This is a genomic window from Kitasatospora sp. NPDC127121, from assembly GCF_042677305.1.
Taxonomy (GTDB): domain Bacteria; phylum Actinomycetota; class Actinomycetes; order Streptomycetales; family Streptomycetaceae; genus Kitasatospora.
Map to the genome: position 1 here is coordinate 183,729 of NZ_JBHXTQ010000003.1, position 13,679 is coordinate 197,407.

A 13,679-nucleotide genomic window follows, 5' to 3' on the forward strand; every position below is an offset into this window, starting at 1 on the left:
CGGTCACGCCGGGGCGACCAGGACCGCGCGGGCCCGTTCGGTCAGCTCCCGGACGCGGCGCTCGCCCTGGAAGGGCTCCAGGCGGCGCAGCATCTCCACCACGTACTCCCGGCTGCGCTGGGAGGAGATCCGGCCGGCCACCTCGACGGCGCGCTCGCCGGCGGCGACTGCGGCGTCCAGGTTGCCGGCCTCGGCCTCGGCCATCGCCGAGACCACCAGCCGCAGGCCGTGCGAGCGGACGAAGCCCTCGGTGGGCTTGGCCAGTGCCTCGCGGGTGAACTGGCGGACCTTGGAGGGCACTCCGAGGTCGCGGAAGCACTCGGCGGCGTCGGCGGCGAGCCGGTCGTAGGCGTAGAAGTCGATCCACGCCGGATCGGGATCCCCGGCGCGGGCCCGTTCGAGTGCGCTCTCCGCCGCGCCGAGCGCCGTCGCGCACGCCGCCGCGTTGCGGGCCTTGGCCTGGGCCCGGGCCTCCACCAGGTGGAAGAAGCTCATCGTCCGGGCGGTGGCCAGGCCCCGGTTGCGCTCCAGGGCGGCCTGGGCGAGGTCCACCGCCTCCTCGGCGAAGCCCCGGTAGCCGGCCTGGAGGCTCATCGAGGCGAGCACGTAGCCGCCGAGCGGCACGTCGGCGGCGGCCCGGGCGAGCCGCAGGGCCTGGATGTAGTAGCGCTGGGCGGCCTCGTGCTGCCCGGTGTCGAAGGCCATCCACCCGGCCAGCCTGGTCAGTTCGGCGGTCGCGCCGAACAGCGCCCGGCCGACGGTGTCGCTGTACGAGGCCAGCAGCAGCGGGGCCGCCTCCACCCGCAGGCACTCCGGCACCATCGACGAACGCCAGTCCCCGCCGCCGTACTTGGAGTCCCAGCGGCGGGCCTCCTGGGCGGCCTCGCGGAGCTTGGCGGCGTCCGAGTGGCCGACCCGGTAGGAGGACGCCTCGCTGGGCGCGCGCGGCGCCTCCCGGGCGACCGAACCGTCCGCCGGGGTGATCAGCCAGCGGGACACCGGCGTCGCGTAGGCGGCGACCGAGAAGGTGCCGGCCAGGCTGTCGCTCCAGCGGCCGCCGCCGGGGCCGCGGCGCAGGTCGAGGTCGACCCGCCACAGGTCGGTGGCGGAGCGGACCGCCTCGGCGACGTCGCGCGGGAAGGCCAGGCCGAGTTCGGGGGCCGGGTCGGTGTCGCCGAGGCCGATCTCCTCCAGCGGCACCGGGCGGCCGAGCTTGCCGCCGATCGCGGTGGCGATCAGGTGCGGGACGGGCCCCTGCGGGACCATGCCCTTGCTGACCCAGCGGGCCACCGAGGTCTTGTCGTACCGCAGGGTCAGCCCGCGCTGGGCGCCCAGGTCGTTGACCCGGCGGGCCAGTCCGGCGTTGCTGATCTGGGCGAGGGTCAGGAGCGTGCCGAGCCGTTCGTTCGGTCCTCGTGGGCTGACGGTCATGGTGGCGGCGGCACCTCCTGCGGCCTTGTGCGCGGGGCCCGGGCGGCACCGGGCCGTAGCTGCTGTACCTAGAGTAGTCGGACGCGTTCCGACGGTTAAGAGGCCGCATTCCGGATGGCGGGATCGTGCACCCGGCGGTGCGGCGCCGGCTCCTCGCCGGGGTTGGTCCGGACCACTCGGATCGGGCCGGGGGTGCCGCGCGCCGGAGCGTCGTGCTCCGGTCCTGTGTTCACGTGCGCCCGGCCGTGCCCCCTGGCTCGACCGGCTGGTCGGCGATTCGCTGGTGGTCGTGGGTCGGCCCGCCGTCGAGGACCCGGCGGGCCGGGGGACGCCGCCGCCTCAATCCCCGCGGGTGGTGGCTGAGTCCGGGAGGGCATGCGGATGCCCTCCCGGGCTGGGCGACGCCTTTCGGCCATCTCGCGATGCCCATGTCAAAGGCGGCGCGGCGGGCGGTCCGGGCCGGGGAGGGGAAGGCCCGGCCCGCCCTGCGGACCACGCGAACACGTCAACACCCGCTGCCCGCACCGGGATCGCCGCCGGGGCCGGAACCACCCCGCGCCGGGGTCACCGGCGGAACCGGAACCGGCAACACGGGCCACGGGAGCGCCAACCGGTGGCACGATGTCTCCTGACGGCGCGCCGGTACCCGGGGCCGCCGCCACGGCACACCGCGGACCGGCGAGGAGCCGCCCGGCGGCGGACGCGCCGTACGGGTGCAGGTCCTCGTCCGGTGGAGGCGCGATGCGGTGGCTGACGGGCTGGAGCACGGGCGCGCCCCGGGCGGGCGCACCGGCGCACGAGGCACTCGGCACGGTCGCACCGATCGCCGCGCGCCCCCTGTGGACCGGACCCAACCCGCTCTGGGCCGTCGGGGACTGGCGCCCCGAGGAGATCCGCCTCGCCACCCTCCGCCCCGGCGCCCCCGCCACGGTCACCACCGGCCCCACCGCCCCCGACCCCGTCGAGGACACCCCCGCCACCCTGCGCCTCGCCGTCCTCGGCCACTGCGGCGCCACCGACGCGGAACTCGCCGCCGGCCTCGCCGCCGCCCGCGGCGGCGCCGTCCGCCACCTCACCGCCTGGCCCGGCAGCTACACCGCCGTCCTGCGCACCGGCACCCGCTCCACCCTGCTGCTCACCGACCTGGCCGGCGCCCAGCCGGTCTTCCACACCCCCTGGGCCGGCGGCACCGCGTACGCCACCGCCGCCCTCCCGCTCGCCGACCTGGTCGGCGCCCCGCTGGACACCGGCCACCTCGCCGCCCGGCTCGCCTGCCCCGAATCGCCCGAGGCGCTCGGCACCGGCACCCCGTACCTGGGCGTCCAGCGGGTGCCCCCCGGCCACGTGCTCGCCATCCGCGGCGGCCACCCCTACCTCTCCGCCTACGACGACCCCGCCGTCCGGGAGCAGCCGCGCGACGAGGCGCCCGCCGTCCGCGAACTCACCCGCGCGCTGCTGGAGTCCGTCCGCTCCCGGGTCCGCACCACCGCGCCCGCCACCGCGCCGGGTTCGGCCGGCCGCGCCCGGCTCGGTGTCGACCTCTCCTACGGCACCGCCTCCGCCACCGTCGCCCTGCTCGCCGCCGCCGTACCGCTGCCGCCGGTGCCCGCGAGCACGGGCCCGGAGCGCCTGCCGGCCGTCCGCGCCGGGGCCAGGAACGGCGCGGTCAAGGGTTCCTGGACCCGCGTCGCCGCCCAAGAACCCTCCGCCCCTGAACAGTTGGCCGCCGTCACGCTCGGCGAGACCGAACCCCCGACCACCCTCGCGCTCGCCCCCGACACCCCCCGGCTGCGGCACACCGTGCTCCACCCCGGCCCCGACACCCTCCCGTACGCCGGACTGCACGCCGACGCACCGCCCGGCCGGCTCACCGACGAGCCCGGGCCCGAACTCGTCGCCGCCGCCCGCGCCGAGGCCCGCTTCGACGTCGGCGGCACCGACCACCTCACCGGCTACGGCGCCCGCCAGGTCCTCGACGGCCACCCGGCCCGGCTCGCCGACCTCATCCGGGCCGGCCGCCCGCGCGAACTGCTGCCCCCGGTCGCCGCGCTGGCCGGTGCCGACCGGGCCGTCGTCGGCGTCCTGGCCGGCGCGCTGCGCACCCCGCTCACCGTGGTCCGGGCCGCCCACCGGCTCTCCCGGGTCCGGTACGCCGAGGCGCTGGACGACGCCGCCGCCAAGCTGACGGCCCGCCATCTTCCGGGCAACGGCCGCACGGCGGGCGACCGTTCGGCCGGCGACCTCGCCTGGTGCGTCCCCGGCCCGGCCGCCCGCTGGCTGTCCGACGAGGCGCTCTCCTCCGTCGCCCTCCGGCTGCGACTGGCGGCGCGCAGACCGGCGCCCGACGAACGCCCGGGCGCACACCGCGCCCGGCACGCCCTCTACCGGCACGCGCGCTCCTACCGCACCCTCGTCCACGCCGCCGAACAGCCCGGCCAGCGGCTGCACGCGCCGTTCCTCGACAACCAGGTGGTCCGCGCCGCCCGCCTGCTCCCCGACGACGTCCGCCTCCAGCCCGGTGCCCGGCACGCCCTCCTGCACGCCGTCCTCACCGGCGCCGGTCGCACCGACCTGCCCCCCGACTGGGGCCGCGGCCCCCGCCCCGACCGCACCGCCCCCGCCCGGGCCGGCCTGCGCCTCGCCGCCGACGGCCTCGCCGAACTCTTCGACGCACCCCTCCTCGCCGAAGCCGGCCTCATCGACCTCCCCGCCGTCCGCGCCGGCCTCGCCGACCCCGCCACCCCCCTCTCCCCGGCCGCCCTGGCGGGCCTCGCCGACCTGGTCTCCACCGAACTCTGGCTCCGCCGCATCCGCGCCCGCCGCCACGGAGCCTGCTGGACCGGCCTTCCCCTGGCCCAACCCCCGGCCCTCAGCCCCGTCCGTCCCTCCTGACCCCGCCGCCCGCGCCGCGCGCCCCACGCCCCCGCGCCGCGCCCGGCCGGGCGGCGGGGTCCGGGAGCCGGGGCAGGTGATGATGGCGGGCAACGAGTCCGTCGGTGAGGAGAGCCGTGGTGGCCAGCGTGAGCCCGGAGCAGTCCGTTCCCGTCGTGCTGTCGGTGCTGGGGCGGCCGCCGACGGGGCGCCCGCCGGGGGTGCTGGCCGCATGCGACGGGTCGGACGGTTCGCTGTGGGCGTTGGACCGGGCGATGACCGAGGCGGAGCTGTTCGGGCTGCCGCTGTACGTGCTGGCCGTGGTGAACCCGGCGCCGGCCGGCTATCCGCCGGGGATGGCGGAGCTGGTGCAGGAGAGCGTCGAGACGTTGGTGGAGAGCATGGCGGACGGGCTGCGCCGGGCGGTGGTGGCCGTGCAGGGGCAGCGTTCCCGGCCGTACGCGGGGGAGATGTCGCTGCACGTGGTGCTGGGGAACGTGATCGAGGTGCTGCTGGAGGCCTCGACCCGGCAGCACACGCTGGTGCTCGGCACGCGGGGGAACGGGGGGTTCGCGCGGCTGCTGCTGGGTTCGGTGAGTTCGGCGGCGGTGCACCACGCGGCCTGCCCGGTGCTGGTGGTCCCGGCGCCTGCGGAGGGCTGACCCGGGGCGGGGCCGGTGCGCTGACCAGCCCGGCTCGGGGCGCTGACCAGGGAGGCTGACCGGGGTGCCGGGAATGTACCGAGATGGTTCATCGTTCACCTATCCCGACACCCGTCCCCGCCCCACCCCTGGAGTCCCCTCATGAAGGTCGAGATCTGGTCCGACATCGCCTGCCCGTGGTGCTACATCGGTAAGCGCCGCTTCGAGCAGGCCCTGGAGGGCTTCGCCGGCAAGGAGGGCGTCGAGGTGGTCTACCGGCCGTACCAGCTGGTCCCGGACGCGCCGGCGACGGCGAGCCCGCACCGCGCGTGGCTGGCCGAGCGCTACGGCCCGCAGTCGGTGGCGATGGACGCGCGGGTGGCCGAGCTGGGCCGCGCCGAGGGCATCACGTACGACTTCGACGCCGCGCTGCACGCCAACACCTTCCTGGGCCACCGCCTCCTGCACCTCGCCGAGACCGAGTACGGCGCGGCCGTCCAGGGGCGGCTGAAGGAGGAGCTGCTGAAGGCACACTTCACCGACGGCGTCGACGTCGGCGACCGCGCCGCGCTGACCGACGTCGCGGTGGCGGCCGGCCTGGACCGGGCGCGGGTCACCGCCTACCTGGCGGGCGACGAGGGCGCCACCGAGGTGAGCGCGCAGCTGGCCGAGGCCCGGGAGCTGGGCATCACCGCCGTGCCGACCTTCGTGTTCGAGGGCAAGTGGGCGGTGCAGGGCGGCCAGGACGAAGAGACCTTCCGCAAGGTGCTGGAGCAGGTCGCCGCCGAGATCGGCGAGACCCGCCCGGCGCCGGTGCAGGTCGCCCCGGCGGGGGAGGCCTGCGCGGACGGCTCCTGCGCGATCTGACCCCGCACAGGACCACTGCGCACAGCTTTACCCCGGGTGGGCCCCACCCCGCACAGCCCCCGCCGAGGCCCGTTTCAGGAACACCTGAAGCGGGCCTCGGCCCAGTCCGCCACGTTGAGCGCCGACCAGATCCCGTGCACCGGGGTGACCACCAGCCGGATCGACTTCTGCCCGGCCAGCGACACGTGCACCGGTGCCGCGTCGTCCCCAGCGGCGAGCGGGGAGGAGCGCCACAGGGTGCTGCCGTCGCCGCCCTGGACGGAGAAGACCACGCCGCCCGGCGAGAGCGTGGCGTCGTCGACCCCGGCGACCGCGTCGAAGGACGTGCAGCTGCGGTTGAGGTCGATCAGGGTGGTCGCCGGGGCGCGCACGGTGATGGCGTGCCCGTGGCGTTCGCCGCCGATCCAGGCGCTGTCGTGCTGCCAGAACCAGTCGCTGCCCTTCTGCCGGATGCTGGGGCCGGGCGGCGGCACCCGGTTGTTGCCGGGCTTGACCACGGGCAGTGAGTCGGCCCAGAAGTCGGCGGGCGCGGGCGGCGAGGGCGGGGTGACTGTCGGGGTGGGCAGCGGCGGCACGGTGGGCGTGGGGACGACGGGGACGACCGGCGGCTCGGGCGTGGGCAGCGGCGGCACGCTGGGTGTCGGGACGAGGGGGACGGCCGGGGCCGGCGGCGTGGGGGTCCGCTTGGGCGTCGTCGAGCTCGGCGTGACCGGCGACGCGGCCTTCGTCGTGGTCTGGGCGGCTGCCGGGGCGGCTGTCGGGGCAGGCGTCGACCGGGTGACCGGCGTCGCGCTCGGGCTCGGGTTCGGGCTCGGCTCGGACGGTGCTGGGGCGGTCGCGGCGCTGCTGGGCGCCGGGTCGGCGGGCGCGGGCGGTGCGGGTGCGGGGGCCTGCGGCCGGGGGGTGGCGGGGGCGCCGGCGGCGGGGGGCGCGGCCGTGGGGGGCGCGGCCGTGGGGGGCTTGGGCTCGGGTGAGCCGGTGAGCGCGTACGCGGCGACGGCGGCCGCGGCCACCGCGACGGCGGCGGCGATCCCGGCCTTGGCGGCGGTGCCCAGGCCCTCGCCGGCCGCGGCGCCGGCCCCGGCCCCGCCTCCGCCGGAGGCCGCACCGGCGCCCGCACCCGCTCCGCCAGCTGCACCCGCACCCGCGGTTCCGGAGGTGGCCGCCGCGGTGCCCGCAGCCGCACCGCCGACCGCGGCGACCCCGCCGACGGCCGCCGCGGCGGCGCTGAACCCGCCGACCCCGATCCAGACGAGCACGCCGCCGGGCAGCAGCGCGCGCAGGCCGGTGTTGATCTCGGTGAGTTCGAGGCAGGCGGCCGTGCAGCGGTCGCACTCCTGGAGGTGCCGTCCGACCTCCGCCGAGGCGCGCTTGCGCAGCGATCCGCGCGCGTACGCGCCGAGCCGGTTGGCGTACGCCTCGCAGGTGCGGTCCTGGCTGCCGGAGACGTGCGCCTGGAGGAAGGCGGCGGCGAGCCGGTCGCGGGCCCGGTGGGCCTGGACGGCGGTGGCGTTGGCGGTCTTGCCGAGCATCACGGCGACGGTCTTCGGGGACTCCCGTTCGACCTCGGTGTGCCAGAGCACCATCCGGTCGTCCTCGGGCAGTTCGGCGTAGGCCTGCATGACCATGCGCTGGTCGGCCATGGCCATCGCCCAGGCATCGGCGCCGGGGTCGGCCAGGTCGAGGTCGACGACGGCGGCCGAGGTCTGGGCGAACACGCTGAAGTCGTCGACGAGTTGCTCGCGCCGCTCGCTGCGGGTCCAGGCGGCGGCGACGTTGCGGACGGCGGTCAGCAGGTAGGCGCGGACGGCGAACTCCGGGCCCTTGCCCGCCCTCAGGGCTTGCAGGGTGCGGGCGAAGACCTCGCCGGCGAGGTCCTCGGCGGTGAAGCTGTCCCGGCAGCAGGTGCGGGCGTAGCGGCGCACCGAGTCGGCGTGCCGGCGGTAGATCTCCTCGTACGCGGTGTCGTCGCCGGCCCGGACCCGGGCGGTCAACTCGGCGTCGGAGGCCGGGCGCTCGCCGTCGACCGGGTCGGCGGGGGCGGGCACGGTGGGGCGGGCGGGGCGGCCGGCGCCGACGAACGCCTCGGGGGCGACGCCGCCGCGGCCGGCCGGGGCCTGGCCGGGCACCCGCCCGGGGGGCAGCGCGGCGGCGGAGGCGGAGAGGGACTCGCGGCTGGGCATGCCCGCCTGGTCGGGCACGTGTCCGGCGGTCGGGCCGGTGGCCGAACCCGGTGCGGCGCCGGGTACTTGGGCCGGGCCGCCGGAGGCCGTGGCGGGGCCTTCGGACGTACTGCCGGACGAGCCGTCGGCCAGTCCCCCGGTCAAGCCTCCGGACGGGCCGAAGTCGAGGCCGTACCCGTAGTCGTTCTGTTCCTCGGCGCTCACAACGGACCCCAGATTCCACGACAGCCCCCGCAGTGTGGCAGGGCGCGCGGGAGCGCGTGGGCGCACGGTTCCGCGCTGTACGGCGCCGAGGGCGCGCGAAGGGCGCGCATCGGGACATTGGCTCCAACCACGGGCAAAGGATGGCATAGCGCAGAGATGGGCGGTAGCCGGACCGGCCGGGACCCACTCTTCCGAGGAGCCGTCGCGGATGTGTTCGGCCAGTACAGGGCGGGTGGTTGTGCACCGCCCGCACCCGGCGCGCGTGACTGGTCCGCGCGCCGGTCTCCCGTCCAACTCCCGTCCCCGCCAGCTGCGGCGGCCGCGCCCGCGGTGGCGCGTCAGCGTGCCCGCAGGCCGTCCAGCAGGATCTCCAGCAGCCGCTCCGAGGGGCCGGCCGTCGGCTGCCCCTCCGCCTGCTGGACCCCGGCCGAGAAACCGGCCGTGGTCGGCGTGGTGCGGGCCGCGTGCACCGGCACCGAGGCGGTCAGCACCAGCACGACGTCCGACACCGTGACGCCCGGCCGCAGTTCGCCGGCCGCGCCGGCCCTGGCGACCAGGGCGGCCAGCAGCTGCAGCAGCAGCCGGGGATCGGCGTCGGCCGCCGACGGCTCGACGGCCGCACCGTTCTGCGCGTCCTCGCCGCGCAGGTCGAACCGGACGGCGGCCGGCTCGGGCACCCGCTGCTCCGGCACCCGGCCCAGCTCCTCCGCGTACCGGAACGCCTCCGGCGGCAGCAGCCGCCCGGCGCCGGTGCCGACCGCCCGCGCCAGGTAGCCGGCCAGCGACTCCCAGGCCCCGCCGCCGCCGTACAGCGACTCCCGCGCCTGCGCGGTCAGCCAGGCCACCTCCTCGGCGGCGATCCGCTGGACCAGCACCTCCTTGCTCGGGAAGCGCCGGTAGACCGTCCCGACGCCGACCCCGGCCCGGCGCGCGACCTCCTCCATCGGCGCGCCGTAGCCGAACTCGCCGAACACCTCGCGGGCGGCCCGCAGCACGCTCTCCAGATTCCGCCGGGCGTCCACCCGTAGTCGGGCCCCGGGGACGTGCACGACGACCGGTGGCGGCTCCACCCGGTAGGGGACGCCCGGATAGGCGGCCCCGACCTCCGGCGGCAGGTCCACCGGGCCGCGCTGTTCCGGCACCATGCCCTGGCCGGCGTGCGGTGCTCCCGTTCGCCCCAACACCTGCTCCTGCTCCATCATCCCAACTCTCCCCCGCAGGCGCCCGAACCCGGACCCTGTCGTCGCCCGCCCCTGCACCCCCCGGTGCAGCTCAGCCCGTCAGAAATGACCTGATGACCCATCGCTCGTTGCCGCCCGTCCCGTTTCGTGACCACGGTTCGTGCCTCCGGGCCGGCTCGCGTCCGGCTCGGCGCGTCGGCACCGTCCGGGGCCTTGTCCGGGAACTACCCTTCCCCGGATGACTGTCCCGCAGTCGGGTTCTCGAGCCAACGCTGGAACTGGCCGTAGTGGCCGCTCCACGGTGCGTCGCCGCCGATTGTCATGGCGGTAACCGCTCCGGCACACAATCCGACCATAGTTCACGCCCGTTCGCGGCCGAAAGTCCGTCAGAAAGTCGCCCGGGCAGCACAACTGGCCCCACCCGTCGACTCCCGTCACATCCGGCGCGGTACGGACTGTGGACAAGACCGCCCCTGCCGGTCCTTCATAGGGGGGCGCGAGGGGGGACACCCCCGGCCGCGGGGCCGGGAGGAAGCGCCAATCGGCAGGAGGTGCACCATCAGAATCCTGATCGCCGGCGGAGGCTGTGCCGGGATGGCCACCGCGCTGCACCTCCAGCGCGGCCTGCGGGAACGCCTGCGACGCGGCGAGGTCGAGATCACCGTCGTCGAGCCCCAGGCCTACTTCACCTACCACCCGCTGCTGGCCGAGGTCGCGGCTGGCTCGATCGACCCCCGGCACGTGGTCGTCCCGCTCCGCCGGGTCCTGCCGGACTGCCGGGTGCTGACCGCCCGGATCACCCGGATCGAACACGCCGCCCGCCGCGCCTTCGCCGACGCCGCGGGCCCCGGAGAGGCCGCCGCACCGATCGAACTCCCCTACGACGTCCTGGTGGTGGCGCCCGGCTCGGTCTCCCGGACGGCGCCGGTGCCCGGTCTGGCCGAACACGGCCGCGGCTTCTCCACCGTCGGCGAGGCCGTGGGCCTGCGCAACCACGTCCTGGAACAGCTCGACCTCGCCTCCGCCACCCGCGACCCGGCCCTGCGCCAGGCCGCGCTCACCTTCGTCTTCGTCGGCGCCGGGTACGCGGGCGTCGGTGCGCTCGCCGAACTGGAGGACATGGCCCGGACCGCGGTGCGCGGCTACCACAATGTCCGCCCCGAGGACCTGCGCTGGGTCCTGGTCGAGGCCACCGACCGGATCCTCGCCGAGGAGTCGCCGGAGCTGGCCGAGCACACCCTCGGCCAGCTCCGCGAACGCGGCGTCGACATCCGGTTGCGCACCACCCTGGCGTCCGCCGCGGACCGGGTCGTCGCCCTGTCCGACGGCAGCCGCTTCGGTGCCCGCACCCTGGTCTGGACGGCCGGGGTGAGGCCGGCCCCGCTGCTGCGCGACACCGACCTGCCGCTGGACACCCTCGGCCGGGTCCGCTGCCTCGCCACCCTGCAAGCCGTCGGCCCGGACGGGCGCGCGCTGCCCGGCGTCTGGGCGGCCGGGGACTGCGCCGCCGTACCGGACCCCGACGCGGACGGGGCGCCCTGCGCGCCCAACGCCCAGCACGCCTTCGCCCAGGCCGAGCTGCTCGCCCGGAACATCGCGGTCGCCCTGGACGCCGGACCGCACGCCCCCGGCCTCGCCGAGTACCGGCCGGGCCACGCCGCCTGCTCGACCTCGCTGGGCCTGCGCCGGGCCGTCGCCCACACCCGGCGCGGCCGCCGGATCACCGGGCGGCGGGCCTGGTGGCTGCACCGCGCCCGGCACCTGCGGCGCCTGCCGAGCGCGGAGCGCCGGGTGCGGGTGCTGATGGACTGGGTGCTGGGCGGGCTGTTCTCCCGTGAGGTGGTCTCGCTGGGGGCGACGGAGCATCCGCGTCCGGAGTTCGAGGCCGGGTCCGGGCCGCGGCCCGACGGCGGTCCGGACGCCCCGCGGTGAGCGCCCCGGTGCCCCGTGCCGGGGCGGAACGGGCGGCCACGCCGGGCGGGCGACTTCCGGAATCGGGCCCTTGCCTGACAGGATCAGCCCAACCTAGTCATTACCCCGTGTGCTGATGTGCACACAAAAAGTGATGATATGCCTGGAAATCGAGGAAGCGGCCGTCGTTTGAACCTCATGCGCTGGAGCGCCCGGCTCACCGGAGTCCCTTGGCGTGCCGCCCCGCCAACCGGGGCCGGCACCGACGAGGGCGCGCCCTCCGCCGACGGCGTCGTCGTCCCCGGCCCCCGCGACCCCACCAACCTGGCCACCGCCGCCGAACTCCTCGACCTGCACAAACCCCAGAACCTGCGCGAGGTCCTCAACCGGATCCCCGCCCCGGTGGCCGTCACCTACGGCCCGCTCCACCAGCTCGGCTACGCGAACCGCGCCTACCGCGAACTCTTCGGCGACCGCACCACCGGCCTGCCCGCCGGAGAAGCCCTCCCCGAACTCGGCACCATGGGTGTCCTGGCCCTGATGGACCAGGTCATCCGCGGCGGCCGCCCGCGCAGCGTCAAGGCCCGCTGCATCCTCGGCCTCACCGGCAACCGCTACTACAACGTCTCCTGCGTCCCGCTCGGCCCCGGCGGCCCCGGCGACACGGGGGACACCCCCGCCGAGGGACCGCCCGCCGGCGTCCTGATCTTCGCCGCCGAGGTCACCGACCAGGTCCTCGCCGCCGCCCGGCTCCGCGAAGCCGAACGCCGCCAGCGCGAGGCCGCCGTCACCCTCCAGCGCAGCCTCCTCCCGCAGAAGCTCGACCAGCCGGCCGACCTGAGGGTCGCCGCCACCTACCAGCCCGGCGGCGCCGAGGCCGCCGTCGGCGGCGACTGGTACGACGTCATCGCCATCGACGGCGGCCGGACCGCCCTGGTCATCGGCGACGTGATGGGGCGCGGCCTGCGCGCCGCCGCCGTCATGGGCCAGCTGCGCACCGCCGTCCGCGCCTACGCCCGGCTCGACCTGCCCCCGCACGAGGTGATGCGCCTGCTCGACGGCCTCGCCATGGAGATCGACGCCAACCAGATCGCCACCTGCACGTACGCCGTCTGGGACCCGCAGCGCCGCACCCTCTCCTACGCCTCCGCCGGACACCTCCCCATGCTGCTGCGCTGCCCCGACGGGACGGTCCTGCGCAGCGAGGAGCAGAACGGCCCTCCGCTCGGCACCGGCGACGGCCTCCACGTCTCGCACACCCTGCGCCTGCTGCCCGGGACCACCGGCGTCCTCTATACGGACGGCCTGGTCGAACGCCGCGACGAGGACATCGACCAGGGCCTCGACCTCCTCGCCCGCACCCTCACCGGCGCGGTCGGGGCCCCCGAGGTGATCTGCGCCCGCCTCCTGCGGGCGATGGGCGTGACCTCCGAGCACGACGACGACGTCGCCGTCCTGGCCTTCCACCTGCCGGCGGAGGAGGCGGAGGAGAAGGCGGAGGAAGAGAGCGTCGCCGGGGCGGAACCGGAGCTTGACTCGGCCTTCCCCGAGGTCTAGTGTTCTTCGAGCTGCCTGGCAGGGAGCACCGGACACGCATTTTGCGCGGACGGTCCCGCGGTAGCCAATCCTTTCGAAACACCACTTCCCGGTTCGGGCTGGGTCGCGTCTTGTCGCGGCTTGGTTCTTATTCGGTGTGCTCGTTTTATTGGATTGCGGCCGATTCGCTTTTCGGAGCGGGGATCGGCTAGAGTTTGAAACGTCGGACGGGGCGTCAAGCCGCAGAAGACACCAGCGAGTTGGATGAACGAAGCGCCGGAAACGGAGCGGAAAACATCTGGTAAGCTTGAAACACGAAAGAACGAAGCGCCCGGAGGGCCCGCTGGAAGGCGGTCCGAAGGAAGTGTCCGTTCCTTGAGAACTCAACAGCGTGCCAAAAGTCAACGCCAGATATGTTGACATCCCCGGCCTCAGATTCTTCTGGGGTTGGAGATTCCTTTTGAAGTAAAACACTAGCGAGGACGCAGTGCGCGGGACCGCCCTATTCCGGTGGTTGCCGTGCCGCTCAACGCGAGTGCCACCCGGTGCTTTTAATTAGGCACTGTGGGTAGACATTCACGGAGAGTTTGATCCTGGCTCAGGACGAACGCTGGCGGCGTGCTTAACACATGCAAGTCGAACGGTGAAGCCCTTCGGGGTGGATCAGTGGCGAACGGGTGAGTAACACGTGGGCAATCTGCCCTGCACTCTGGGACAAGCCCTGGAAACGGGGTCTAATACCGGATATGACCTTCCTCCGCATGGGGGTTGGTGTAAAGCTCCGGCGGTGCAGGATGAGCCCGCGGCCTATCAGCTTGTTGGTGGGGTAATGGCCTACCAAGGCGACGACGGGT

The 13,679-nt window shown here is 75.5% G+C and carries 8 protein-coding genes and 1 rRNA gene; 6 read left to right on the plus strand and 3 right to left on the minus strand.

Going from position 1 to position 13,679, the window contains the following annotated elements; translation table 11 throughout:
* Nucleotides 1-3: 3 nt before the first annotated feature.
* A complete protein-coding gene (locus ACFVHI_RS04070; protein WP_063348294.1) occupies nt 4-1,431 on the minus strand; it encodes a hypothetical protein in 1,428 nt (475 codons plus the stop codon).
* 741 nt (nt 1,432-2,172) lie between these two features.
* Between ACFVHI_RS04070 and ACFVHI_RS04075 the strand changes: the two genes are divergently transcribed.
* The 3 genes from ACFVHI_RS04075 (at nt 2,173) to ACFVHI_RS04085 (ending at nt 5,810) form a co-directional block, all read left to right on the plus strand.
* Nucleotides 2,173-4,323 carry an asparagine synthase-related protein gene (locus ACFVHI_RS04075; RefSeq protein ID WP_380335524.1) on the plus strand — a complete coding sequence of 717 codons (2,151 nt, stop codon included), beginning with the start codon at nt 2,173-2,175 and terminating at the stop codon, nt 4,321-4,323.
* A 119-nt stretch (nt 4,324-4,442) separates the two neighbouring features.
* Nucleotides 4,443-4,964: a universal stress protein gene (locus ACFVHI_RS04080; protein ID WP_159398461.1), complete on the plus strand. Its 522-nt coding sequence runs from the start codon at nt 4,443-4,445 to the stop codon at nt 4,962-4,964.
* A gap of 141 nt (nt 4,965-5,105) precedes the next feature.
* Nucleotides 5,106-5,810 carry a DsbA family oxidoreductase gene (locus tag ACFVHI_RS04085; RefSeq protein ID WP_079135703.1) on the plus strand — a complete coding sequence of 235 codons (705 nt, stop codon included), beginning with the start codon at nt 5,106-5,108 and terminating at the stop codon, nt 5,808-5,810.
* 74 nt (nt 5,811-5,884) lie between these two features.
* Here the strand turns inward: ACFVHI_RS04085 and ACFVHI_RS04090 are convergent, their stop codons facing one another.
* Nucleotides 5,885-8,197: a sigma-70 family RNA polymerase sigma factor gene (locus ACFVHI_RS04090; protein WP_380335527.1), complete on the minus strand. Its 2,313-nt coding sequence runs from the start codon at nt 8,195-8,197 to the stop codon at nt 5,885-5,887.
* Nucleotides 8,198-8,535: 338 nt separating this feature from the next.
* Complete coding sequence (locus ACFVHI_RS04095; protein ID WP_380335529.1) at nt 8,536-9,399, minus strand: TetR/AcrR family transcriptional regulator; 864 nt, start codon at nt 9,397-9,399, stop codon at nt 8,536-8,538.
* Nucleotides 9,400-9,972: 573 nt separating this feature from the next.
* Here ACFVHI_RS04095 and ACFVHI_RS04100 point away from each other — a divergent pair.
* The 3 genes from ACFVHI_RS04100 to ACFVHI_RS04110 form a co-directional block, all read left to right on the plus strand.
* Nucleotides 9,973-11,310 carry an NAD(P)/FAD-dependent oxidoreductase gene (locus tag ACFVHI_RS04100; protein WP_380335532.1) on the plus strand — a complete coding sequence of 446 codons (1,338 nt, stop codon included), beginning with the start codon at nt 9,973-9,975 and terminating at the stop codon, nt 11,308-11,310.
* A gap of 177 nt (nt 11,311-11,487) precedes the next feature.
* The gene (locus ACFVHI_RS04105) at nt 11,488-12,846 is read left to right on the plus strand and encodes a PP2C family protein-serine/threonine phosphatase (protein WP_380335535.1); all 1,359 of its coding nucleotides are present in this window, start codon (nt 11,488-11,490) and stop codon (nt 12,844-12,846) included.
* Between the two features lie 554 nt (nt 12,847-13,400).
* Nucleotides 13,401-13,679 (plus strand): 16S ribosomal RNA (locus ACFVHI_RS04110); the annotation flags it as partial.

What these genes read in the sequence shown, in the direction of transcription:
- ACFVHI_RS04075 (WP_380335524.1), top strand. Translation starts at nt 2,173, where the DNA reads ATGCGGTGGCTGACGGGCTGGAGCACGGGCGCGCCCCGGGCGGGCGCA.
- ACFVHI_RS04095 (WP_380335529.1), bottom strand. Translation starts at nt 9,399, where the DNA reads ATGATGGAGCAGGAGCAGGTGTTGGGGCGAACGGGAGCACCGCACGCC.
- ACFVHI_RS04100 (WP_380335532.1), top strand. Translation starts at nt 9,973, where the DNA reads ATGGCCACCGCGCTGCACCTCCAGCGCGGCCTGCGGGAACGCCTGCGA.
- ACFVHI_RS04105 (WP_380335535.1), top strand. Translation starts at nt 11,488, where the DNA reads ATGCGCTGGAGCGCCCGGCTCACCGGAGTCCCTTGGCGTGCCGCCCCG.
- ACFVHI_RS04085 (WP_079135703.1), top strand. Translation starts at nt 5,106, where the DNA reads ATGAAGGTCGAGATCTGGTCCGACATCGCCTGCCCGTGGTGCTACATC.
- ACFVHI_RS04070 (WP_063348294.1), bottom strand. Translation starts at nt 1,431, where the DNA reads ATGACCGTCAGCCCACGAGGACCGAACGAACGGCTCGGCACGCTCCTG.